The organism is Xanthomonas fragariae, assembly GCF_017603965.1.
GTDB classification, from domain to species: domain Bacteria; phylum Pseudomonadota; class Gammaproteobacteria; order Xanthomonadales; family Xanthomonadaceae; genus Xanthomonas; species Xanthomonas fragariae_A.
The window spans coordinates 2,563,100-2,587,568 of the sequence record NZ_CP071955.1; the positions used below are offsets into that span (position 1 = coordinate 2,563,100).

Below are 24,469 nucleotides of genomic sequence, written 5' to 3' on the forward strand. Positions count from 1 at the left end.
CGCGTTGCCGATGGGTCTGCGGTGATGTCGCTGATCATCTGCTCTCATTGACTCTCTTGCCCAGGAAGCTCTAGCCATGATCAAAGGCCCGGTCCGCCTCGAGGTTGTCGTCAGTTACGCGCTGCCGCGCGCCGGCTTGCCGTCGGCGGTGAGTTTTCGCAAGTGGGTGGCTGCGGCGCTGAAGGAACGCATCCGCGAGGCCGATCTGGCGGTGCGCGTGGTCGATGAGAAGGAAGGCTGCTCGCTCAATCACCACTACCGCGGCAAGGACTACGCCACCAATGTGCTGAGCTTTCCGGCCGAGCTGCCCGAAAGCTTGCCCAAGGGCATCAAGATGCCGCTGCTGGGCGATCTGGTGATCTGCGCACCGGTGGTGGCACGCGAGGCAGCCGAACAAGGCAAATCACTGGCGGCGCACTATGCGCATCTGACCGTGCACGGCACCTTGCACCTGCTTGGCTGGGATCACGAAGACGAAAAGGAGGCCGATGCAATGGAGCAGCTGGAGCGCGAAATTCTGGCCGATCTCGGCGTTGAAGATCCCTACGCTGGAGAGCGCTGATGCGTGCCTGCGTCGCAGCCGTGTTGTTGTTGCTGGTCTCCTCCAGCGCCTGGGCCCGTATCTGGCCGGTACGCCCGGACATACCGGCGTTGATCGAATGCCGTCAGCGCATCGGCGATTTCAGCGCCTTGGCGCCGGTGCTGGCCGACCCGCTCAAGGCGGTCGCGCTGGGCTGGACACCGCTGGAGCAGTCCAATCTGTTCATGACCGAGTACACGCTCAACACGCCGATCAACGTGTTTGGCCACAACACCAGCCATATCGCGTTTTCCGGCACCAGCATCATGGCGATCCTGAACCTGCCTGATCCGCGTCCGCTGGCCAAACAATTGAACCTGGAACTTGGTGTGGATAACGCCGACAAAGTCATGTACGGCCGCGAGCTAGTCAGTGAAGACACGACCAATCCGAAGACCGGGGAGGCGATGATCGAGTCGATCGTGCTCAGCGTGACCACCGTCAAGTCGCACCCAGGCAAGACCGTGGTCGGCTGCGGTTATAGCCTCGATCTGCCCTGAGACCGGACACTGCGCATTGCCTCTGCGGCGCTTTGCCGGCTTCCTGCTAGACTGGTATCTAATGCCTGGTTTGCCGGGTGCCGTTCCCCGTAACGATGTCCGAAGACGACACTAGCCAATCCTCAGAAACACCTGAAAAACGCCGTAGCTGGCTAGAGCGCCTGAGCGCTGCCTTCTCTGGCGAACCCCACACCCGCGACGAACTTGTCGCGTTGCTGCGGACCGCCGAACAGGACGGTCTCATCGCTGCAGACACCTTGCGCATGATGGAAGGCGCCATCTCCGTGTCCGAGCTCACCGTGGGCGACGTAATGATCTCGCGCTCGCAAATGGTCTCGCTGCCCGTGGAAGCGCGCTTCATCGACCTGATGAAGCAGGTGGTCGAATCCGGCCATTCGCGCTTCCCTGTCCACGGCGAGAACAAGGACGAAGTGCTCGGCATCCTGCTGGCCAAGGACCTGTTGCGCGGCGTGGTCGCCGACAATGGTCCCGGCAACGTGCGCGAACTGCTGCGCCCGGCGGTACTGATCCCCGAGTCGAAAAAGCTCAACGTCCTGCTCAAGGAATTTCGCCTGTCGCGCAACCACATGGCGATCGTGGTGGACGAGTACGGCGGCGTCGCCGGCCTGGTCACCATTGAAGACGTGCTGGAGCAGATCGTCGGTCAGATCGACGACGAGCACGACGATGCCGAAGAAGAGAATTCGCTGATCGCGATTCAGGCCGACGGCCGTTACGTAGTCGATGCGCTGACGCCGATCGAGGACTTCAACGAACGCTTTGGCGCCGAATTTCCCGACGACGAATACGACACCGTCGGTGGCCTGGTTACCGATGCGATCGGCCACCTGCCGGAGACCGGCGAAGAACTGACGCTGGGATACTTCACGTTCCGTGTGACCAAGGCCGATGCGCGGCGCGTGCATGCCTTCCACGTCACCATTTTGCCGCACGAACCGCAGGGCGACGCTTGAACCTGTCGCGTGGCATTGCCGCTGCAGCACCCTTCCGCTGCAGCGCTCGGCGATGGGCCGCATCCTGGGTCCTGGCGTTGTTGGCGGTGCTGATCGCACCGGCAGCCTTCGCTCAGATCGCCGGCCAAGCGCCCGCCCACGCACCAGTGCAGGCACCGCGCATCGGCGTGGTCACCATGCAACCGGGTGAAGTGTTCTTCGAGCGCTTCGGTCACGATGCCATCGTGGTGGTCGATCCCGTCACCCGGCAGGCGACCTCTTACAACTTCGGCTTTTTTGACCCGAGCGAGCCGGACTTCGGCACGCGTTTTGCGCGAGGCGAAATGATGTATTACCTGATGGCGTTGCCGCTGGAAGAAGACCTTTCGCAATACCGCGCCGTTGGCCGCGGTGTCAGCGTGCAATGGCTGGATCTGCCACCGGAACAGGCACGCGCATTGGCCGATGGGTTGACTGTGCGCGCCCGGCCGGAAAATGCGCGCTATCACTACGATTATTTCGAAGCCAATTGCGCCACGATGGTCCGCGACACGCTGGACCGGGCAATGGGCGGCGCGCTGAAATCGCAGCTGGCCGGCCGCTCGCGCGGCAACACGTTTCGTAGCGAAGCAGTGCGCCTGGCCTCCCCTGCCCCATGGATGTGGCTAGGCTTCGATCTGGGCTTGGGGCCGTATGCGGACCGCCCGTTGTCGCGCTGGGAAGAAGCGTTCGTGCCGATGCGTCTGGCCGACGGCCTGACCCAGGTGCACAACAGCGCCGGCCGCCCCTTGGTGCAATCCACACAGGTATTGCTGCCGCATCGCATCGCACCCGAACCGGACGAACAGAAACGTCATTGGTGGCCATGGCTGCTGACCGGTCTCATCGTCGCTGCCGGCGTGGTGACGTTTGGTCGCAGGCAACAACGTCTGCTGGCTACCCTTGCGCTGCCGTACTGGCTGTTGTGCACAATCGGCGGCGGGTTGCTGGTGTATCTGTGGGGCTTTACCGCGCACCAATCGGCATGGGCCAACCGCAACCTGTTGCTGATCAACCCACTGTGCGTTGTGCTGATGGTCGGCGGTGTCGCACTGCTGCGTGGGCGCCGGCCCGGACGCTGGTTCGACGTGCTGCACTGGGTGGTTGCTGCTGCGGCATTGCTGGCCTTGCTGATCCACTGGCTGTCGTTCCAGGCGCAGGACAACCTGCACTGGGTGCTGCTGCTATTGCCGATCCACGCCGCGCTCGCCATCGCGTTGCGGCGGCGTGACTTGTCTGCCAGCACGCGCTGATCCGGGATGCGCCCATGAACCACCACGGCCCCCATCCGGATAACCCGTCCTGCGTCATCACCTGCGCCTATTACGATGGCGACGCCGAGCGCCACGACATCAGCCTGGAGCAGATCAGCGATGTGCTGCAGCGCCCGGACGGGTTCGTCTGGGTCGGCCTGTACGAACCACAGGAATCGGTGCTGCACAAGCTGCAGGACGAGTTCGGCCTGCATGATCTGGCGATCGAGGATGCGCTCAAGGCGCACCAGCGCCCGAAGGCCGAGAGCTACGGAAATTCGCTATTCGTGGTAGTCAACACAGCGCAGTTGGTCAACGAACGCATCCGCTACGGCGAGACCCACGCGTTTTTAGGTGCGCGTTTTCTGCTGACCGTGCGCCATGGTGCCTCGCTGTCGTATACGCCAGTGCGGCACCGGGTCGAACGCGAACCGGCGATGCTGCGTATGGGCGCCTCATTCTGTCTGTACGGCGTGCTCGACTTCGTGGTCGACAACTACCTGCCGATCATGGACGAGTTCCGCGACGCCCTGGAAGGGCTTGAGAAAGACATCTTCGCCGACGACTACAAGCGCGACACCGTGGTGCACCTGTACGAACTCAAGCGCGAACTCAACAAGATGCGCCTGGTAGTCGCGCCGCTACAGGACGTGCTCTCGCACCTCAAGCGCAACCCCGGGGCGCTGATCCACGACGAAGTCGGCATCTACTTGCGCGACGTGCTCGATCACGCCGTGCGCATCAACGATGCCATCGACACCTTGCGCGAAATGCTGGGCACTGCGCTGAGCGTCAACCTCTCGATGGTGACGCTGGCTCAAGGCGAGACCGTCAAACGGCTGGGTGCCTGGGCCGCTCTCCTGGCCGCTCCCACCTTAATCACCAGCTGGTACGGCATGAACTTCACCCACATGCCCGAACTGGACAAACGCTATGCGTATCCGCTGCTGGTGGCCGGCGTAGTGGGTTCGTGTCTGATGTTGTATCGCCTGTTCAAGCGCGCGCGGTGGCTGTAAGGCCGCTTTGCGGCCGGGATTGGAGATTCGGGATTGGCGATCAGCCTTCAGCGTTGGCCGCCCTACCAATCGGTGAAATGAAGAATGTTTTTCATCCTTCTGAGATTGGTAACCTTTCCTAGCTTCCTCTGCTCCACCGGCTTCGATTCTGTATCGCAGCACCAACGGTTGTGAATTGGTCCAAGCGACTTAGTCCTACTGTGTCATTAAATCCGCAGATGCGGAGGCATCACGTCAAGTAGTGCCGCTGCGATGTCCATGGCGATTGTCCAGCGCAGCGTCGCGATCGAGTCGCTCGCGTGGCGCTGGGCGCGCGATTGCCTTGCCGCGCGGTCGGTAATTCTCGGGTAAGGGAGATTCCGCGCATTCCGAGGGTTTTTTTTGATGCGCCCCGCGCAAGCGTTCAGCAACCAGGTACCCATAGGCAGCGATGCATAACCTCGCGTGATGATGGAAGCCCCGCCAGCCACGGCCTTGGTAGTGATCCAGGCCAAATTCCTGTTTCAGATCCTGATAATCGCGTTCAATCCGCCAGCGCGCCTTGACCGTCCTTACCAGATCCTTGCGCGGCGTGTTTGCCGGCAGGTTGGACAGAAAGTATCGGGTCGGCCTGTCTTGGCCTTTGGGCCATTCGATCAACAGCCATTCCTCCTGACGCAAGCGATCACCTTGTGCTGCACGTACGCGTACGGCGGCGAAACGTCCCGACAACGGTGCGTTGCTGCCTTCCCGCCACGCGACTGTCCTGAAGGCGCGGGAGGGTAACGACAGCGCCAGCGCTTGCACCGACTGTGGCTGATGGTCGGCTGTACGACGATGGCGAACCGGAGGTCGGCCTTGGCCTTTCCACGCCGCCGGCGATTCGGGCCTTTGTCCGGGCGGCCAGACTTTCACGCTCGACACGATTCCCACCGCATAGTTCAGTTCCAGGCAAGCCAGCGCGTCACGCCAGGCCGTATTGCTGCCATAGGCTGCATCGGCCAACACCGTGCCGCGCGCCACTCCCGTGGCATGGGCTGCTTTCATCTGCGCCAGTGCGATCTGCGGTTTGGTCGCGAACTCAATCTCGTGGGGAATTCCCGCTTTTCCCCGGCGTGCTGCATCGCTGGCCCAGTCTTCAGGCAGATACAGCCTGAAAGCGATCGGAATGCTCGCTGCCGGCGTCGCCAACGATACGCTCACGGCCACCTGGCAATTGTCCTGCTTGCCGATCTCGCCGCAGTACTATCAGGCCACACCGACCGAATGCCTGCCCTTCTTGCGAAAACCCGTGTCGTCCACGATCCAGTACACCTCGTCTTTCAAATCCAGCAGCGACGAAACGTACTGACGAACCCGCTCCAACATGGCCGCATCGGACCACTCTGATTTGGCCACGAAGTGGTGCAAGGCTTGATGGCGAGCCCTGGTTCGAAGCGGATCCAGATGAGCAGCCAGGGGCTCAACACTCTTGCGCTCCAAAGGCAGCATCAACGCACTGCAATCGCCTCGCAGGCCCGCAGTGCGGTCAGCATGACCGAGCGCAGCGGAGAGTTCATCGAGATAAGCGGAGAAACGCGCTTTGTTGCTGACTGCGGCCATCACGATCCCGCCGTGGGAGAGACTGCTTGCAGGATAACCTGTTTATGACACAGTAGGACTAAGAGAGGCTAACAAAACTACCACGCTCACCGCCAGGCGGGCGCGGCCGGTGCTCGGAACCGGCATGTACCACTCGTACACTGCGGTTCCTCCGGGCCGTCCGCACTCACACCTGGCGACTGCTCGCTACGTTTTGTTAGCCGCTCTAAAAGGGACCTTAGCTTCGCTGTCCCGACCGCAAGGACAGGCCTCCTTCCCGTCGCTGCCGCTTTGTTGCGGCCTTCGCTGCGCACCGCTTGCACGGTGCTCGCTCTCGGGTGCGGTAGGGCCCGACGCTTCGCCTGTCGGTTCCCACGAGGCGCACAACGCGCTGGTGGAGAAGAACCGATGAAGCGCACCCAAGACATCAAGGCTCAATACCAACTCCAGATTGACGAAGAGGGCATCTTGCTCGCAGCAGCAGCCATCCTGGAACAGCGCCTTCAACGGCAAGGCCGCATCCACAGCCCCGAGCAAGCCGGCGACTACCTGATTGCCCGCTGCGCACATCTCAGTCACGAAGTCTTCGGGGTCGTCTTCCTGGACATCAAGCACCATATCCTGGCGACCGAACATCTCTTCTTCGGCACCATTGACGGCTGCGAGGTGCACCCTCGGGTGGTCGCCAAGCGCGCCTTGGATTTGAACGCTGCTGCCGTCATCCTTTTCCACAACCACCCGAGCGGCAACCCGGAGCCAAGCGAAGCCGACCGCAAAGTCACCGAGCGCCTGCAGCAGGCTCTGGGCCTTCTCGACATCCGGGTGCTGGACCACCTAATCATCGGCGGGCGTCAGCACACCAGCCTGGCAGCAAGTGGGTGGGCATAGCCCTCCCTTTCTTGGGCCTTTACTGCGCAAACAATGAGGTTGCGCAGCGTCAAACAGGTGTGTTCAATCTCGCAAGCTGTGCATTGACCTCGATGGTCTGATTCGGCTGCAAGGTGCCGAAGTTCAATGACACGCTGTTTTCGAACACCAGGCACAGCGTGGAGCCACCATAGTTGAAGTAGCCAAGCTCATCGCCTTTGCTGACATGCTGCCCATTGGCCGCAGTCTGCGTCAGCGAGGAAATTTCCGTGATGCCAATCGGCATGACAAAGACGGTACCAAGGCGCGCATCGTCGGCAGCAATGGAGACAATGCCGCGATTGTTGACCGCCGCTCCATAGACTTGCGATGTCACACCTGCGTCGGGATCGAAGCTGCTGTCTTCGTTTTCGCTGAAAAGCAGTCCGTCGACATTTTCGTAAGTGACCACGCCATCTACCGGCGCGTGCCAGCGGTGATAGTCCGCGCCGCTTAAAAAGATCTGCACTACGGTGCCTCCTACAAATCGCTGCAACAGCGCGGCGTCCGGATTGGCGAGCATGTCTTGCAGCGAGTAGCTCTGCTCTTTGATCCAGAATACGGCGCTTTGTTGCACATTGGTTGCGATGCGATACACCGTGCCATCGTTGGGTGAGGTGATGATGCTGGCATCACCTTCTCCTGCCAGCGGACGACAACTGGCCTGAATTTCGCGATGAAAGAAATCGTTGTAGGACTGGAAGCCGCCATACTCGGCATCCCAGTCGATGACAAAATCGGCGAGCTTGAACTCGGCGAAAGCGGCAGTGCCGAGCCAGCCGATGTTGGGGTCTCGGTTAAGCACCCAGCAGCTGGCCTGGCTATCGAGATACCCGGACCATGTCGTCAGGATCGCCCTGAGCGCTTCATTGAACGGCTCAAGGCGGAACAGCGCCTTGCCGGCAGGCGTTGCCATCATGTCGACGAACAATGCCGACATCGGGAACAGCACGCGTGCGTTCTTGTTGACGTTGTATTCGGGTGCCGTCGTGCAGATGACATCGAGCTGGGCCAGCATGTCCTGGATGTTCTTGATGTTTTTCGTGAAAGCGCTGGTCTGGTCGATAGCCTCGGTAACATACATGCGTACGATGCCATTGGTGTCGATCAGATTAGCCAGATCCTTCACCGCCTGGTTGGCGTAGCCAGCTCCCTGATCGCTTTGTAGCTGGGCAGCTTTTTCACGAATGACGGCATGCCACGCGGCAAGCCAGCTGCGATCTTCCGGAAGATATCCGGCCAGCGCGCCAAAGCTGTGTTGATAGTGCGCGTCCAATAATGGTCCGGTAACGCTTGTCATGGCGGATATCCTGGTCGGGGAGTGGGCAGACTTACATGTCGGTGGGTTCAGCGGTTTCTGATGGAGATGTCAGTACCACCATGCTCGATGCCTGCGCTGTGGGCAGCCACAGGGCAAGCAGCGCGTGCAGTTCGCCTGGCGCCCGTCCGGTGCGACGTGCCGCCGCCTGCGCACAGTCGATGAGCGTGCGTGGACGACGCGCAGCGTGGCGTAAGGCGAAGAACTGCCAATCGGTGAGTGGATCGATCCCGACGCGAAATCGGTGACGGCGAACGGCCAGGAAAGTTCGGCCAGCGACCGGAGAATCACTCGGGCTTGCGCCCGACAACCAACCGCGAAAGCTCTCCAGGGTGTGCGACACGATGGCAAGCTTAGTGGTTGTGGGCACGTGCACGGTGCAGGGCCAGCCAAGTGCCAGCGTGGATGCATCGATGTTTGTATCCATGTCTACTTTCTCCAAGCCCTGTGCGCGACTGGCCTCGGAAAGCGCCCGCTCGATCCAGGCCAGTTCCAGCGGGAAACGTTGGCGTTGGTGGCGAGCCCATTGCGAGGTGCGCAGAAAGTAGGGGAAGCGTGCACCCAGGGCGTGCAAGGAGGGCGATGTAGAGGGATATTCGCTCAGATACGCGCGTGCAAAGAAGTCAAAGAGGTCCGATCCGAGCAGACGCGATAGCGCCGGATAGTCAGATTGCAGGCATTCGATCAGCCTGAGCCAATAGCCATTGGCGTAAATGGCTAACCGCGCGCGTGGGTCGACACCAACGGGCGCGGCAAGCAGCGTATGGATATCGAGGCCCTGGCTCGCATGCGCAGCCCTAAGGCCTTCTCTCAGTCCTGTTGGATGCGTGGTTGCTGTCAGCATCCAGCGTTGCACCTCGCCAAGCGCTGTCTCACTTGGAGCGCCTGAAGAACTAAGCATCTAAAGGCTCCACCTGCAGATGGTGCAAGGGTGTGGAAACTGCATGCTCGGCCACAACGGGAGGTGCCATCACCGGCATGCTGCCTTCCATGACCTGGCGTGCCTTGTTCAATTCGCCCAGGAGCCCATCGTAGTCAGGCAGGTTGGCATCCCATTCCAGCAGTGTCGACACACCACCGGTCAATTGCTGCGCCAGTGCATACAACTCCCACACGCGGGCAGGAACGGGTTGGTCATGTGTGTCGACCAGGCAGTCGCCATATTCCGTCGGTCCTGCCAGATGGATCTGCACGACCTGCCGGTGCGGCAACGCGCGCAGATATATCTCGGGATCGAAGCGATGGTTGTGGGCACTCACATAAACATTGTTGACGTCCAGCAAGATGCCGCAACCAGTGTTGTCGGCCAGGCGTGCCAGGAACTCCCATTCCGGCATGGTCGACGTCTGGAACTGCACATAGCTGGATGGATTTTCCAGCACCAACGCCCTGCCCAGCACGTCCTGCACCTGCACAACGCGGTCGCGCACGTGGGCCAGTGACTCTGCGTTGAAGGGCAGGGGCAGCAGATCGTGCGAGTTGTGCGAGCCAAGCCCAGTCCAGCACAGATGATCCGATATCCAGACGGCCTTGATGTCTTCTGCCAACCGTTTGAGCTTGTGCAAGTAGTCGTTGTCGAGTGGCGCGTCCGAGCCGATCGACAAGCTGACGCCATGCATGACGATGGGGACCTCTTCCGCCAACTTGCTCAACATCGCGCGTTGGTAGCCGCAATCATCAAGGTAATTTTCCGAAATGATCTCGAACCAATCCACCCGCGCTCCCCCGGTCAAGATGGCCGGGAGATGCTGCGGACGGAGCCCGACACCAAATCCGAGATTGGGCAAGCCCAGACGGGGCGGGGGCATGCGTTCTTCCACCATGCCCTGGGCATTGTGCGGTTGAGTCGGACGTGCGTGCATCACCGTGTCAGCCGGTCAGGTGGAAGGCGGCAGGGCGATGCGCAGATCCGTCGGACTGGGCTTGGTGCCTGGCTGCAGCTGGCGATTGGCCATGACCTTCTCGAACGCCTGCCATGCGATGTCGTAGACAGAGTCGCCCACGGCGAAGGGCAGTTCCGCTATCGGTGTTGGGGTGTTGTCCGAACCGGTGAAATTGAACAATTCCATCATGCCGGCTGTGGGATACAGCTGAGAGGCAGAGATCGGCACGGCACAGCCGCCTAGTCCTGCGCATTTGTTGTCGGCGGGCGCGCTAAAGAACGTGGGCAGACCGCAGGTTCCGCCCACTGCCGATGGCGAGGTTGACGGCGACGGTGCACCACACCCACCGCGCCCACCGATCGCTTGGGAGCAATTGCCGCCACCGCTCACCCCGTGAGCAAAGCCGCAGCCGCCTTGCGTGGCGCAGCTATTGGATCCTTTGCAGCTGTGATAGATGGCGGGTGCCGCACAGTTCCCCCCGGACCCATCCAGTGCCAGGCCCTGGCAGGCATGTTGCAGGGCGCTCGTGGGTTGTGCCGCCACACCTTGCCGCAATGTTGGCGCGCTGCCATAGACGGCCCAATACAACCCCATGCGATCACCCGAGCCCACCATGGAGGGAAACGGGAAGTCGACAGAAAGATCGCCCCAGGATTTGGTCAGTACGGTGGTGATGCCGGCGAGCGAGCCTTGCGCGACGTTGTCCAAGTCGACCGGGTCGAGCAGCTTCAAGTTGTTGAGAGCAGTCGCCACCTCGGATGGCTTGGGGATGGTGGTCGGCGCCGTGGCGGGGTCGAAATCGGCGCTGGTGAGCAGCGCCGCTGTCCAGATGTTGCCGGAGACCGCGTGCCATTCACTCCACGTCTCCACCTGATCGACCAGATCAAGCAGCTGCTCGAAGCGTTCGTAATGATCCTGTCCACCATTGCTTGATCGCGCGGCCGCATCTGCCGAGGGCGCGGGGTCGCCCGCATCGGTGTAGGACGGATAGTTGTTGGCCAACGCCTCTTCGTCGGGCTGGAACTGCACGAGCACGCTTTTGAGGGTAGCTAGTTTGGCCCCGGTTTCCAGTGCGCGCTCGTGGATCATGCCCAGAAACGCACTGGTGGTCTGCCAGTCGATACCGCCTTCTCCTTGATCGCAGATGGCATACATCATGTAGATCGCTTGCGCAGCGGCAGCCAGTGGCTGGGTCTCGGTAATCTGGGTGAAGAGTTGCGGGTATTCTTTCTGGATCTTGCTGGTGACGCCGTTGAACAAATCGCGTTGACCGGTGGGACCGGCAAACACCTTTTCCCACAAGGTCTGGTTGTCCTCATATTTGAGCGTGATGTATTGGAACAGACAAAAATACATCCAGCCGATCGTGCCGAATTTCGGCAGATTCACTTCGGTGGATGTTGCGGTCCATTTGCCAAACGGAACCGTCGGAAAATACGTCGTTTCGAGCACCGATGGCTTGATCTTGGCGCGTGCGGTGTCGTGGTTTTCCTCGATCACCGTAAACAGCGCCACTTGCGTGTCAATCAGTCCCGCAAGATCAACATTCAGCCCGCTGCCGACCGTGCCGTCTTTCAGGTCTTGCAGATCGATAATGTGCGGGATGACGGTTTGCGTGGGGCCGTAGCAGATCCAGTTATAATTGGTGTCTTGCAGCAGCGGGCTGTTGAAGGTCGGGGTGACGCCAACTGCGCCACACAGATTTGCGGCCATTTGCAGATGCAGCATCTCGTCGATAAAAACCGAGAACAGCAAATTGTAGGCGCGTTGCGGAGCAGTCTTTTCGGGTGGGGCACCCAGCGGTATTGTTCCGGTCGCCATGCCCGGCCAGCGACGGCCCTTGTAGTAGGAAATGCCATTTGCATTGATCGCATGCGTGCCCTGGATGGACTTCATCGTGGACATGTAAAGTGGGACGGTGAATAGCTCTACATTGACAGCGGCCTGGACCAAGGCCTGCAATGCCGCTTTATCCGCTTCTAAATTGGCAAGCGGCTGATTGACAATCTGGCGGGGAACTTTGGGGATAATTCCCAATGTGGCGTGCTTTTCGGTCGCGCTCATACAAACCTTCTCCATGGATGTCCTAGCATTCGGCTGGGTGGCGAGATCGCATGCGTGTGTAGCGCATCTATCCATCCCAGTGGCGACGAGAACTGCATGCATTCGCGCAGTCCTTGCATCTAGGCACACCTGGAGATCAAGGGCGCTTTATTGGTTTCTTGGCGAACCCTCGGAAAGTGTGGTCGATTGCTTCGACGTATAAGCCTGGCCGCAAGGCGAGTCAATTGCTCAGTGCGCCTGGGAACGGCAAGGCGTGACCAAGCCAACTGGGTTTTCGTGACCGAGCGCATTAGTGGCTGATGCAGGTCGGCAGATTGATACGCCCAGGGTTCCGTAGACACTCAGGACCCTCGTTGCGCGTAGCGCCGCTCGAACTCTACAGGCGACAGGCTGCCAGTTGAACCATGGCGGCGTTTTGGGTTGTAAAACATTTCGATATAGTCGAACACCTCGGTGCGTGCGGCCTCTTTGGTGGAATAGATCCGCCGCCTGATCCGCTCGCGTTTGAGCAGGCCGAAGAAGCTCTCCACGGGTGCGTTGTCGTGGCAGTTGCCACGCCGACTCATGCTGCACACCAAGCCATGGGACGCCAGGAAACTCTGCCAGTCATCGCTGGTATAGACCGACCCTTGGTCCGAATGAACCAGGCAACCAGCGTTGGGTTTGCGCCGCCAGACCGCAGACAACAAGGCCTGCACGACCAACTCGGTATCGGCCCGATCGCGCATTGCCCAGCCGACGACTTGCCTGGAAAACAGATCGATCACCACAGCCAGATACATCCAGCCTTCCTGCGTGCGGATGAAGGTGAAATCGCTCGCCCAGGCCGTGTCCGGCTTCGTCACGTCGAACTGCCGGTCCAGCAGGTTGGCCGCTGCCTTGCACTGCATTCCTCCATGGAAGCGCGGTTTGCGACCATAGCCCACCTGGGCACGCAGTCCCTCGGTGCGCATCAGCCGATACACCCGATGGCGACTGCAACGTTCCCACAGATCGCGCAGATCCTTGGCAATCTTGCGATGCCCATACACACTGCCGCTGGCCAGCCAGTGGTGCTTGATCAGTCCCAGCAAGCGCTCATCTTCCTTGGCGCGCTCACTGTCGGGCGAGCGTAACCACGCGTAATAACCCGCCCGGTTCACCCGCAACACCCGGCACATCGCGCACAGCCTGAACTCCCTGCGATGGTCTTGCATGAACGCGTACTTTGCCTTCACTCCTTGGCAAAGTACGCGGCGGCCTTTTTTAGGATGTCGCGCTCCTCGGTGACTCGGCGCAATTCGGTCTTCAGGCGCCGAACCTCGGAGTTCTGGTCCAACTCGGCGCGCTGCACGACGCCGGGCTTGCCGAACTTGCGTAGCCAGGCGTAGAGGCTGTGCGTGGTCACACCCAGTCGCTCGGCGACTTCTGCCACCTTGAACCCACGATCGGTCACTTGCCGGACCGCTTCGAACTTGAACTCATCCGTATACCGCTTGCTGCTCATGGACACCTCCGAATCTGCCATTTTCCATGGCCTTGAGATGTCTACGGAACCCTGGGCGTATCATCCAGTTTTTTTTAGGCATTCAGTGATGCACTAGCTTGCCGATATTGGAGAAGTACACGCAGTGCGTAGATCAGCTGAATGCGTGTGCTTCTATCCACATCTATGGTCGGACCGCCTTATGAATACATTTTTGCAACGCTACAACGTTGGTCGCCGACTGGGTGTGGCCTTCGGAATCCTAATCTTCTTGTCCGGACTTTTGGTTGCCACCGGCCTCACGACGATGTCTAGTGCGCGTGCCGAGATGGACAGCATTGTTAAAGTGAACGTTGCAAAGATGCAGCTGAGCAACGCAATGCGCGACGCCAACTCAAATATCTTCATCTCTCTGGGGACGTTGTCTATGGTGACTTCCGATGAGTTGAATAAGCAGGCTCTGGCGACGATCAAGGACCAGCGTCAGCGCTATGCGGAGGAACGCAAAGCCCTTGAAGCTTTTCCTGCAAGCGAGGCTGCCCGAAAACTTCGTACAGAGATTGATGCGGTCCGAGAAGTAGCCCGCGACCTGAACGATCAGGTGATCGCATTAGCGGCGTCAAACAAGAACTCAGATGCACAAGTCCTTTTGAGCGAGAAAGCGCGCCCAGCGATGCTGATCTGGCAGGCTAAGATTGCTGAGAACGTCGCTTTGCAGGAAAAACAGACTGCTCAATCCTATGACGACGCTGTTGCCGCGATGAGTCGTGGCAAATCCCTGCTCATCGCTGGCGGCCTAGCCGTCGCGATTATCAGTAGCCTGCTCGCATTCGCAATCACCCGTAGCCTGACTCAGCCGTTGAGTCGCGCTACCCGCGCCGCCGAATCAATTGCGGTCGGTATCCTGGACAACGATGTTCAGACGCAAGCCCAAGATGAAAGTGGGCGTCTTCTGCGAGCGATGAGCAAGATGCAACAACAGCTGCGTAGCCTGCTGGCTGCACAGACCGAAATGGCTAAGCGCCATGACGATGGTCAGATTAGTTTCCGCATTGATGCCTCGGCGTTCCCGGGCGACTATGGCCGCATGGCGCGCGATACGAACAATCTGGTGGCATCGCACATTGCGGTAAAGATGCGATTGGCGCAGATCATGGGCCGCTATGCCATCGGTGATCTCAGCGAAGATATGGACAAATTACCTGGTGAAAAAGCCGTTCTCTCCGAAACAATGGCACAGGTCAAGGTCAACCTGGCTGCGATGAACCACGAGATCAAGCATTTGGCCCAATCCGCAGCCAATGGCGACTTCAGCGCACGTGGTGACGCCGAGCGCTTCCAGTACGACTTTCGCGTGATGGTGGACAGCCTCAACACCTTGATGTCTACCGCCGATGGCAACCTGCAATCGCTCTCTAGCCTTTTGCAGGCGATCGCCGCCGGCGATCTAACCGCACGCATGAGTGGCGACTTCTGCGGTGTGTTCGCGCAAATGCGCGATGATGCCAATGCCACTGCGGCGCAGCTGGCGGAGATCGTTGGCAGCATCAAGAACTCAGCTGTGTCGATCAAGGGTGCAGCCAGCGAGATTGCTGCTGGCAATCAGGACCTGTCGCAGCGCACCGAGCAGCAAGCTGCCAACCTGGAAGAGACCGCCGCCTCGATGGAAGAGCTTACCTCCACTGTTAAGCAGAACGCAGAGGGTGCGCGCCAAGCCAATCAGCTGGCTATCGGTGCTGCGACTGTTGCAGCTCAGGGTGGCGAAGTGGTGAGTAAGGTGGTCCAGACCATGTCGGGTATCGAAGCCTCGTCTAAGAAAATCGCCGACATCATCAGTGTCATCGACGGCATCGCATTCCAAACCAACATCCTGGCATTGAACGCTGCAGTGGAAGCGGCCCGCGCTGGTGATCAGGGACGCGGTTTCGCGGTAGTCGCCTCTGAGGTACGTACGCTTGCCCAGCGTTCAGCAGGTGCGGCAAAAGAGATCAAGGACCTCATCGATGACTCTGTGCATCGTGTGGCTGAAGGCTCTGCCCTTGTGCATAGCGCTGGTAAGACCATGACTGAAGTAGTAGCCAGTGTGCAGCGAGTCACCGATATCATGGGCGAAATCTCCGCTGCCTCGCAGGAGCAGTCGGCTGGTATCGAGCAGGTCAATCAAACCATTACCCATATGGACGAAACCACCCAGCAGAACGCGGCGCTGGTGGAAGAGGCTACGGCTGCTGCTCGCTCGCTTGAAGAGCAGGCGATTCATCTGACAGAAGCGGTTGCTGTGTTCAAGACTGACGATGCTCATGTGAGCTCAGCTAAGGCGCTCGCTCAAAAGCTGGTTGCAACTTCGACACTGAAGAGCAAAGGGTTTGTTGCAAATCGCACCGTGAGCTTGAAGTCTCGAACTGTTACTGCATCACCAAGCGGTGAAGGCAGCTGGAAAGAATTCTGAGATCGGCTGACAAAACTACTGCGCCGCCGCCAAACGGGCGCGGCCGGCGCTCGGAATCGGCATGTACCACGCGTACACTCCGGTTCCTCCCCGCCGTCCGCACCCACCTGACGACTGCTCGCTACGTTTTGTTAGCCGCTCTAATCCTACTGTGTCATTAAAGCGGCGTGCAGTACGTGTCGATCCGCTACACCGAGCGGCTGGCCGACGCCGGGATCGAGCCGTCGGTGGGCAGCGTGGGCGATAGCTACGACAACGCGCTGGCCGAGACGATCAACGGGTTGTACAAGGCCGAGGTGATCCACCGGCGCGCGTGGCGCAACCGCCAGGATGTGGAACTGGCCACCCTGGATTGGGTGGACTGGTACAACCACAAACGCTTGCTGGGGTCGATCGGGAACATTCCGCCAGCGGAAGCCGAAGAGGCTTACTATCGACAACAAGCCGGTTACGTCAAAGCGGCGTGACTCAAACCAAACGGCCTCCCAACTTCCCGGGGCGGTTCAACTCATTACCAACATTGGCTTGCACCGGCGGCGCCCGAAGCGCCCCGCACACCGAGTTGATTGATCGTCAGCGTGCCGCACGCGGAATCGTTTTGCCGTGTAAGTGGTGCCGCGCTCAGTATAAAACCTGTCGCTGTAGGCGTACCAGAAGAGAACGTATAGAAATTTGCGACGTCGGCACTACAGGTGCCCATGCTGGCTCCAACGTAAGTAGTGTTGATCGTGTAGTAACGCTCCATTGTCTGGGCGCCCTCCTGAAGACAAGCAGCCGCTGCTGCACGGCGAGACTTGATAACGGATGATTGATAGCTGCTCATCGCTATCGTTGCAAGAATGCCGACAATTACCACAGCGATCATCAACTCCACGAGACTGAAACCGGAAGATTTCCGAAAATCGATTTTGTAAGACTTGCGATTCATCGTATACATGGATTAATCCTTGATAATTTCGCGCCATGACACCCGACCCGTGTTGCGATTGTCTGCAATGTCCAGGCTACCCAATCCTCCGCTTGAGCCACCAACAACCACCTTACCGCGCAAGACCTTCCCGAGCGTCGGCATTCCCACGCCCAGGTTGACCGAGCCCACCGGGCCCCCGCCCACCGTTTCATCGCTGAAGCTGCCGTCTCCATTCAGGTCGAAGAACGACTCGGTACCGCTTGTACCAGTGAAAGCATCCAACGCGTTGATATAACCAGTGCCATCGGCCTGACATGCACTCGCCGTCGGAATAATGCTGCTTACCACTAATGTGTTGCTGAACAGTTGCGCTTCGCTGACGATCCGTTCACCCTCCAAGGTTCCGACGCCCCCAGCGTTTGCAGCAGGCTTCAGCAAATCGATGTACCAACCTTTGGAGCCAGTCGGCAAGATCGAATTCCGCTCGAAGCCGCGCACTGGAAATCCATTTTGTGTCCCCACCACCCTAACAGAGCGTGCCGTCAGCGATGTTCGAGCCAACGTCGCAGAGCTATTGGAGGTCGTCGCATCTACGATTCCATAAAGCGATTGCCCACTTTTATCCGTCAAATCGCCAACAGTCATAAAACGACCGGTCCCAAAGAACAACCAAGTTTCATAGGTCCGCGGATTCAATGCCACCGTCATGTCGGCGGTAATCGGCTGCAACGTACTACCCGTACCCACGGGATACGACGCAGTGAAAATTGGGCTACCCGAGTTTGCAACGCCCCAACCCGCAGCGGCAGCTCCAGAAAGGTCAAACTTCCAGACGTTGCCCCGCACGTCGCCCGCATAGACATAATCTATAGAGCCATTGGCGTCGGCATCCCAACCTGTTGCACCGGAGAGCCCGTTAGGCGCACTGGATGAACCCACTGCAGTAGTGATTTGCTTGATAAGGGCACCAGTTTCCAGGTTATAGACCAAAAGCACCGCTTGATCGTTCGTGCTGTTAATGCCGTTGGCGACGACCAGCGCGGTGGACCCGTTGTTGAGCTTGGCGATAAAAGGACGGGACTGGACCAATCCAATATTTGCCGCTTCGGCATCACCCGACGCGCCGTAGCGCTCCCACTTCACACTATTTGCAGAGAAACCGCCAGGCGTTGTCACATCTAGGGAATAAAGACCTTTTCCACCTCTGCCGAGACTGCCAACCAAAACGGTCTTATCCGGCGTTTGCGCGCGCGTAGAAAGAACGATGGGCCCATCAACAAAATATCGATGGCTATAGGAGGGCGTGCTCAGGCTCCCCAGGTCGGGAAAGTTGATTGAGGACGGAATATACGCAAATTGTTCAACTCCAGTAGTAGCGTTAAAAGCATGCAACATGCCGTCATTTGCGCCGACATAAACCGTCCCAGTTTCCGACGAGTACACTGGCGACGAATTCACGATGTCCCCCAAGAGTGAGGTTCGATTACGCAAATTACCGTTATTGACCTGCTCCTTGCTGCGATCGCCAGCAATGTAGGCAGCATTCTCCTCACCGGTCACAACAGGTGCAGAGGTACGCGCCAATGAGGTGATCTGACCTGCCGTCGGAAAAGCGGCGCCAGCCGTGCCATTCCAGGTAAATATTTTACGGTTGGTAGTAGGAAGTCTTTGCGAGGCGCTCCATGTAGCGACACTCGCCGCCGCCCCATCGACTACTGGATAAGCGCTGAACTCACCAGTCCATATTCCAGAAACATAGCTGGCGCTAAAGACAAGTGTTCCTCCATCAAGGCTGGTGGATGTCGCAGAAACATTCGAAAAAGAACCAATGCGCTGGGTAATCGTTGACAACGCAGCAGTCAGCCCAACCTTGAATGCGTTGGGATCGGCAGCTGAAAGAAATGTTCCACGCCCATTGATGGCCGCGTGCCACAGATCATCGACTCGGGCCAAAATATCATTATTACCCGTATAAGATGGCTGGGGATCTGGCCACCCGATAGTCCCTGCCATCAAACGCGCCAGATCGGTCGCTGGATTGAGCACGCCTCGCGCGCCGATGGCGATACCAAAGGTGACCATGTGCTGCCAAAATGCTGGATCAGCATTACTCGTAGGAACAGCATTGTCTAGATCTGCACGCAGATCACTTTTCCAATAGGACATGGCGACATCCGCCAAAGTATTGGAGTAAGAATCAGAATACGGGGCACTCACCGTGTAACCGTAGGAAGCTGGCACACCGTTGGGTCTGCTGTAAGAGGCTCCATTGGTTCCATCCTGGTTACCGGGATTGACAGAGGTAGCGCCGTTCCAGTAACCATCGGTTGTCATGATCGCAAAATTCTGCCTGCACGCATACTGGTCTACACCGGCTTCGGGGCCATAAGGACCGGCGGCATCGGAACTTTGATAATACTGACCAACCCCGTTCAAGGCACTCAGCAAGGGCGTGCCGTTGTAGCCAGTCGCATCGTAAAGTCGGTTGTACCAATTCGTGCGCGCATTGGTTGCTGCACCGCCGCCGGTAGCGGCGCGATCCATGAAAAGACCTTGATTACCATCATTTACCGGTATATCCAGGTTATTTCTGGACCAAATAGTTCTGAACCCGACGCGTACGTTAGCGCCAAGATCACTGAAGGCCAGGCCAGCACCTGCCTTGGCCGCCTTGATGCGGGTGCGCTGATAAGAAAACCACGTAGCGTAATTGGATGCTTCTGAAGAAGCGCTTCTGCCTGTAGGAGTTACTGCTGTGCAGTTAATCCAATCATTTTCGGCAGAAGATCCTGACACGCATCTATTATCTCGATTTATACTTGCAGACAGAGAGTACGTCGCTGCCCCCAAGATTGCCGCACCTGAAACACGCACTTCATATGTACTGTTTGATGCAGGAGTAACCGAGCATGACTGAGATGAATTTCCCGACACGATCGAATTGCAATCAACTATCAAATTAGAGGCGTTTCGAACACTCAAATTTACGCCGCGATTTGATGTTGTATTCAAATTGACCGTTAGATTCCCGTTGGCCGGCACTGTAATTCTGTAAGTTTTTGTTGCATTTAACGCCACCGAATCAGAGACAGGATATCCAGGCACCGAGGCAACCACACCAACGGGACCAAATTCGCTGCGAATGACAGTATTAACATCAAAAATTTGATACCTGTAATAATTGTCTGCATTAGACAGATAGCTTATTGCCTTGTTGCCGACATCCTTTGGAACATAGAATGTCTGGACACCACCACACACATTCACATTGGCACCGGTACCTTTGTCATTACCGTTTTGGTCGAATTTTCCGCAACTAGCGCTATTGGATAGATCGATTGTCGTTCCACTGGCTTTATTAAAATCTCCGTAGACTGCTCCATAGGAGGTACCCCCGGTCATCAGTGCGCCCGCCGCGTTTATCCAGGGCTTATAATCAATAGCAGGATTATAGTAAATCGTATTTCCAACATAAGCACTGTCGGTAATGTCAAAGACCACCTGTCGATTACTTGTCAAGCAAGCATCGTCTGATCCGCGTCGGCAGATTTGGGATACCTCCGGGTTGGCCAGATCCCCGAATGCCATTGAACCGGAATCATCAAGAATAAACATGATATTGGGAGGCACGCGACTTACCGTGGTCAACGGATCGGTGGGCAATGTAATGCCGGCATTGGCCGGCAACGAAAGTAGAGTTGCAACCATAGATAACGTGGGCACCCTGAGCATCTGGTGCAACGCATGCAGGCGTCGACGGAATGGATGTTTGAGAGTATTCATGGCTAAAGCCCTACTGCTTGATGTAGTTGGTCTGCAGAAGCACTTGGGCACGCCCAGCTCCTTCGCTGACGGCGGTAATGCGATACCTTGGTGCCAAGCACAATGCCGGTATTGGCGAAATGCGGTCGCATGCAGGCCATGTAGGTGCATCGCCCATGTACTCTATGATGTACTGCGGTGAGGCTGTCGAGCTTACCGTCAGTGTGGCAGTACGCCAGCCGGCTCTATCCGCTACAAGCCAGCGATCAGCGGTTGTAGCAACCGGCGTTGAACAAATCCCATCTGTGCATCCATTATTGGGCACACTTAGGGTCTTCGTGGCCTTGATACGCTCTTCGGCTTCGCGCAACGCACCTTCCGCAGCTTGGAAGCTTCGACCGCGATCAACCAAGTTGGATGCCATTCGTTCTTCAAGAACTGTACTGCGCAGTACCGCCAAGCCCAACAATGTCATTATCAGAAGAAGCAATAAAACGACGATGAGCGAGACGCCGCATTGGCGCGTATGACCAATAGTCTTCATGCGTTGCGGTTCCGAAGTGCAATAACGTGATTCAGTGTACGACTAATGGTTTCGCCGCCAGCACCGACGCGAGTTGAATCAAGCATCTCCAAGCGAATGCTGATTGCGGTAACTGTCGACCAGTCGCTGACTGCGCTGGCATCGACATAAGACGTTTGACCTTTGATCAAATACCGCAACTGCATATTGTTGACCCCTTCCAGCACTTCGTCGTTGCGTTGTGCCAGACTTCCCCCCGAATAAATCATTTGCGACTGATATAAAGATCTTGTTCCGCGCGCATTAGTCCCAATGAACCAACGAGCGGCATGCAGATTCGCAATCACCGAACCCGCAGCAACGAATGCAAACTGCGAGCCGGCACAAACCGGCATGGCCAAGCCTGTAGAGCAGTTACCTGGAGAAACACCACCGACGGCGTGCAAAATGTTTGAGCCAGCAACCGAACTGACCTGAAAAATCGCAGATTGTCGTGCATTGCAGGCAACAACAACGTCGCCCGTACCAATTCCCGCGGCAGCAGCCGTCATGTTTAGCGTCAGCGTTGCAGCAGCAGTGTTATCTGAAGCGATTGTCGCAACTTCATAGCCAGCCCCAAGAATCTGTAGCGCATCGGTACCAGTGACGCGCGCGCCGACCGATGTGCCGTTACTTGGCGAACCAGAAGAAAAAGCACCGTCCACCCCTGTTATCCCGGAAGTCCAGTTATCGATATTCGTGTACCAATTAGCAGCCTTGTTATTCACCACGTTTGCAATTGGAACATTATTTAAACATGGATTTCCAGACGCCTCGCGTACATCTCGCGCCATTAACTCAAATGCTATTCGCACGTTTTCCTGAACTCGGCTCAACCCCTCTGTCGCACTATAAGTGCGTCGATTTGAAATAAAAATACCAATAGCTGCACCGACAACCAGCAAACCCAGTACCAATGCAATCATCAGTTCAATCAATGTCACGCCATGCATTTTCGAGCGTTTGGCGTTCATTTGCGCATTCTTTTTCATAGCCTTGTCTTGATTGAAAACTGCTGGACAGCACTTCCATTTTTAGCCCTACTATCGTCCCATTTGACTATTGCTTCGCAGGTCGTAGCACTACACGTTATGGTTCCGCATGCTGTTGAGTTAATTGAATTTTTTAACCCTTGCAGCCAGCTGCTGATATCATTGGAAACAAGGCTAGACCCAGCGGATGCACTACAGGATGCAATGTTGTAGCCCCCAGATGTCGCCACCTCCGAATTGGCACGCATTGCATCGAAGATGGTATATGCCTGTATTACAGCCTGACTCCGCTCCAGCGAGCTCTGACTGTTGCGCAGAGCTGTTGCTTGCATTGCGGCGATACCAAGCATACCTACCCCCAAGACCACGACTGAGATCAGTACTTCGATCAAACCAATGCCTGCCATCGATTTACGTTTAATTTCCATGTTTTCCCCGCTTTACAGCGTAGTAGGTGTGTTGACCGGAGCTGCGCAAGTAGCATCGCCGGTACTGCTACGCACCGAAGCACGGCTTCCGCTGACGATTACAACCATCCGGACATTTTGCGGAGGATTGGTTGTTACCAGACAGGAGCTAACAGCAGCAGCGAGCAATGCACCTGTCGCGCTGCGTGCAAGGCCATCTGCCCGAAACTCAATTGCGTTTCCGTTACTGACGATCGCAGGGCTGGCCTGCACGAGCATTGGTGCCTTCGCTGTGCCAACTCGCAGGACCTCTTTGGTTGCCTTGACCATTACGATCCACTGATTCCATGAACCGCTGCTGCAGCTGGACGCGTCGCTGCTGGGACACATGAGCACTGTCTGGTTGCGTCGCACAGCTTCGGATCTGGTCATTTGTAGCGATGCCAGCACCTCGTTGGCAGACGCAGTCAGCCGATTACTGTTGATCAACCCGGTGAAACTTGGAATAGCAATCGCGGCTACGATCGCTATCACGGCCACAGTGACCATCAATTCGATCATACTGAAGCCATTGTGCCGAGCGTGGCGCAGCACTTCTCCCAGATTGCATCGTGACGCACGCATTGTGACTCCCCTCTCTTCCCCAGGCCAACGCTAGTGGCCGTCATCGAGTTACGCAACGGATGGCCGATGGACGGTACCGATAGGGGGAATGAAAGGACAGCACTGCGCTGTCCATGGAACCGATGCATCATGGCCGCACGCCTTAACATGAGTTTTCGAGCGAATGTCTAATCCGCCTACCCACTTGCAGCCTCTCGATACCTTGTGGCAAGCATCGGTCATTGTCTGGACTCTGCTAGCTGGGGAGGGAGTAGCGATCGTGCTCGCTCTGGCGCCCACGCTGGACGGCAATCGCTGGGTTTATTTCGGCCTTGCTTCATTGGCCGTGCAATGGGTCGCTCTATTGACGTTGGCATGCCTTTATGGGTTGCGACGTCGCTTGAAGAATCTCAAGCCACTTCATATCGCCACACTCTCAATGGGCCTCATGCTGGCTTGCACCTGGGCGGTATGTGCCGCCTCTTGGGTAGCGTTGCACGAGGCCTGGAATATTTCTTCGCGCGAGTGGATGTTGAGCGTCCTGCGCATTACAGCAATTGCCTTGACCGTGGGGACCTTGGGCTTGCTAGCCTTTCACAACCACTGGAGAGCGCGACAATTGGCTGTGCAGGCGAAACAGGCGCAGCTGGATGCGCTACGCGCACGCATCCGACCACATTTTCTTTTCAATACGTTGAATACAGGAGCGGCTTTAGTCCATGTACATCCAGAACAAGCAGAGCGCCTTTTATTGGATCTCTCAGACCTGTTCCGCGCGGCATTGGGCAGTTCGGATTACATCGACCTAAATCAAGAGCTGGGACTGACACGGCGGTATCTGGAAATCGAGCAGATGCGTCTGGGACGTCGGTTGACAATCGACTGGCAGGTACCTTCTTCATTGCCGGCAATCCAGCTTCCAACCCTATCGATTCAGCCATTGGTAGAAAACGCAATTCGGCATGGAATCGAGCCTCGGGTTGATGGTGGCCGCCTGTCCATCAAAGTAGTTCTGGAAGGAAAAAGGATATTAGTAGAAATCGCCAACCCTCTCCCTCCGAGTCAAGAAAACGCCCATCGCGGTCATCACCTTGGTCTGCGAGCCGTGCAGGCCAGGCTGGAAACCCAGGAAGCCGGCAGCGGACGCCTGACAACCCAACGGACCGATGAAACTTTCATCAGTACGTTGGAATTGCCGATCATCGCCAAGCATTAAGAGCGTCTAACAAAACCCCTTGAATCTTGTC

The 24,469-nt window shown here is 57.5% G+C and carries 19 protein-coding genes, 2 other RNA genes and 2 pseudogenes; 11 read left to right on the top strand and 12 right to left on the bottom strand.

Going from position 1 to position 24,469, the window contains the following annotated elements; translation table 11 throughout:
* The first annotated feature begins 76 nt into the window (after positions 1–76).
* The 5 genes from ybeY (at position 77) to J5I97_RS12045 (ending at position 4,341) form a co-directional block, all read left to right on the top strand.
* The gene (ybeY, locus tag J5I97_RS12025) at positions 77–562 is read left to right on the top strand and encodes an rRNA maturation RNase YbeY (RefSeq protein ID WP_208586751.1); all 486 of its coding nucleotides are present in this window, start codon (positions 77–79) and stop codon (positions 560–562) included.
* Positions 562–1,080, top strand: a complete 519-nt coding sequence (locus tag J5I97_RS12030; protein WP_208586752.1) for a hypothetical protein — start codon at positions 562–564, stop codon at positions 1,078–1,080. Before ybeY ends, J5I97_RS12030 begins: the two co-directional genes overlap by 1 nt.
* 95 nt (positions 1,081–1,175) lie before the next feature.
* The gene (locus J5I97_RS12035) at positions 1,176–2,054 is read left to right on the top strand and encodes an HlyC/CorC family transporter (protein ID WP_208586753.1); all 879 of its coding nucleotides are present in this window, start codon (positions 1,176–1,178) and stop codon (positions 2,052–2,054) included.
* Positions 2,051–3,325, top strand: coding sequence for a DUF4105 domain-containing protein (locus J5I97_RS12040; RefSeq protein WP_208586754.1), 1,275 nt, complete (start codon positions 2,051–2,053; stop codon positions 3,323–3,325). Before J5I97_RS12035 ends, J5I97_RS12040 begins: the two co-directional genes overlap by 4 nt.
* 14 nt (positions 3,326–3,339) lie before the next feature.
* A complete protein-coding gene (locus J5I97_RS12045) occupies positions 3,340–4,341 on the top strand; it encodes a magnesium and cobalt transport protein CorA (RefSeq protein WP_208586755.1) in 1,002 nt (333 codons plus the stop codon).
* A gap of 234 nt (positions 4,342–4,575) precedes the next feature.
* Here the strand turns inward: J5I97_RS12045 and J5I97_RS12050 are convergent.
* Positions 4,576–5,922: pseudogene (locus J5I97_RS12050) on the bottom strand (IS701 family transposase).
* Between the two features lie 124 nt (positions 5,923–6,046).
* Here J5I97_RS12050 and J5I97_RS12055 point away from each other — a divergent pair.
* Both J5I97_RS12055 and J5I97_RS12060 read left to right on the top strand, forming a co-directional pair.
* Positions 6,047–6,124: non-coding RNA, sX9 sRNA (locus tag J5I97_RS12055), on the top strand.
* 185 nt (positions 6,125–6,309) lie between these two features.
* Positions 6,310–6,789: a JAB domain-containing protein gene (locus J5I97_RS12060; protein ID WP_208586756.1), complete on the top strand. Its 480-nt coding sequence runs from the start codon at positions 6,310–6,312 to the stop codon at positions 6,787–6,789.
* Positions 6,790–6,838: 49 nt separating this feature from the next.
* Here J5I97_RS12060 and J5I97_RS12065 read toward each other — a convergent pair whose 3' ends face one another.
* The 5 genes from J5I97_RS12065 to J5I97_RS12085 form a co-directional block, all read right to left on the bottom strand.
* The gene (locus J5I97_RS12065; RefSeq protein ID WP_208586757.1) at positions 6,839–8,107 is read right to left on the bottom strand and encodes a phosphatidylserine decarboxylase family protein; all 1,269 of its coding nucleotides are present in this window, start codon (positions 8,105–8,107) and stop codon (positions 6,839–6,841) included.
* Between the two features lie 31 nt (positions 8,108–8,138).
* Positions 8,139–9,026 (bottom strand): DNA-binding domain-containing protein, encoded by an 888-nt coding sequence (locus J5I97_RS12070; protein WP_238135517.1) that lies wholly within the window; start codon positions 9,024–9,026, stop codon positions 8,139–8,141.
* Positions 9,019–9,933 carry an MNIO family bufferin maturase gene (gene bufB, locus J5I97_RS12075; protein WP_238135518.1) on the bottom strand — a complete coding sequence of 305 codons (915 nt, stop codon included), beginning with the start codon at positions 9,931–9,933 and terminating at the stop codon, positions 9,019–9,021. Before bufB ends, J5I97_RS12070 begins: the two co-directional genes overlap by 8 nt.
* Positions 9,934–10,002: 69 nt before the next feature.
* Positions 10,003–12,174: a ferritin-like protein gene (locus tag J5I97_RS12080; RefSeq protein ID WP_238135519.1), complete on the bottom strand. Its 2,172-nt coding sequence runs from the start codon at positions 12,172–12,174 to the stop codon at positions 10,003–10,005.
* A gap of 239 nt (positions 12,175–12,413) precedes the next feature.
* Positions 12,414–13,558, bottom strand: a protein-coding gene (locus J5I97_RS12085; protein ID WP_208586758.1) for an IS3 family transposase whose coding sequence is annotated in 2 segments (ribosomal slippage) — positions 12,414–13,321 and positions 13,321–13,558 — 1,146 coding nt in all. Because the reading frame shifts where the segments join, the coding sequence is not laid out codon by codon here.
* 181 nt (positions 13,559–13,739) lie between these two features.
* On the opposite strand from J5I97_RS12085, the gene J5I97_RS12090 reads away from it, so the two are divergent.
* The 3 genes and pseudogenes from J5I97_RS12090 to J5I97_RS12100 form a co-directional block, all read left to right on the top strand.
* Positions 13,740–15,986 carry a methyl-accepting chemotaxis protein gene (locus J5I97_RS12090; RefSeq protein WP_208586760.1) on the top strand — a complete coding sequence of 749 codons (2,247 nt, stop codon included), beginning with the start codon at positions 13,740–13,742 and terminating at the stop codon, positions 15,984–15,986.
* 61 nt (positions 15,987–16,047) lie between these two features.
* Positions 16,048–16,123, top strand: a non-coding RNA gene (locus tag J5I97_RS12095) — sX9 sRNA.
* A 27-nt stretch (positions 16,124–16,150) separates the two neighbouring features.
* Positions 16,151–16,453: pseudogene (locus J5I97_RS12100) on the top strand (integrase core domain-containing protein); the annotation flags it as partial.
* Between the two features lie 44 nt (positions 16,454–16,497).
* Here the strand turns inward: J5I97_RS12100 and J5I97_RS12105 are convergent.
* The 6 genes from J5I97_RS12105 to J5I97_RS12130 are packed head-to-tail and all read right to left on the bottom strand — an operon-like array spanning position 16,498 to position 23,180.
* Positions 16,498–16,923, bottom strand: a complete 426-nt coding sequence (locus J5I97_RS12105; protein ID WP_371885903.1) for a type IV pilin protein — start codon at positions 16,921–16,923, stop codon at positions 16,498–16,500.
* A 3-nt stretch (positions 16,924–16,926) separates the two neighbouring features.
* Positions 16,927–20,679 (bottom strand): pilus assembly protein, encoded by a 3,753-nt coding sequence (locus J5I97_RS12110; protein WP_208586762.1) that lies wholly within the window; start codon positions 20,677–20,679, stop codon positions 16,927–16,929.
* Positions 20,680–20,689: 10 nt separating this feature from the next.
* Positions 20,690–21,202 carry a pilus assembly PilX family protein gene (locus J5I97_RS12115; protein WP_208586763.1) on the bottom strand — a complete coding sequence of 171 codons (513 nt, stop codon included), beginning with the start codon at positions 21,200–21,202 and terminating at the stop codon, positions 20,690–20,692.
* Complete coding sequence (locus J5I97_RS12120; RefSeq protein ID WP_238135520.1) at positions 21,199–22,212, bottom strand: PilW family protein; 1,014 nt, start codon at positions 22,210–22,212, stop codon at positions 21,199–21,201. The genes J5I97_RS12115 and J5I97_RS12120 overlap by 4 nt, the downstream gene beginning before the upstream one ends.
* Complete coding sequence (gene pilV / locus J5I97_RS12125; RefSeq protein ID WP_208586764.1) at positions 22,209–22,640, bottom strand: type IV pilus modification protein PilV; 432 nt, start codon at positions 22,638–22,640, stop codon at positions 22,209–22,211. The genes J5I97_RS12120 and pilV overlap by 4 nt, the downstream gene beginning before the upstream one ends.
* A gap of 12 nt (positions 22,641–22,652) precedes the next feature.
* The gene (locus J5I97_RS12130; RefSeq protein WP_238135521.1) at positions 22,653–23,180 is read right to left on the bottom strand and encodes a GspH/FimT family pseudopilin; all 528 of its coding nucleotides are present in this window, start codon (positions 23,178–23,180) and stop codon (positions 22,653–22,655) included.
* Between the two features lie 226 nt (positions 23,181–23,406).
* Here J5I97_RS12130 and J5I97_RS12135 point away from each other — a divergent pair, with 226 nt between their 5' ends.
* A complete protein-coding gene (locus J5I97_RS12135; protein ID WP_208586766.1) occupies positions 23,407–24,438 on the top strand; it encodes a sensor histidine kinase in 1,032 nt (343 codons plus the stop codon).
* The last annotated feature ends 31 nt before the right edge of the window (positions 24,439–24,469 follow it).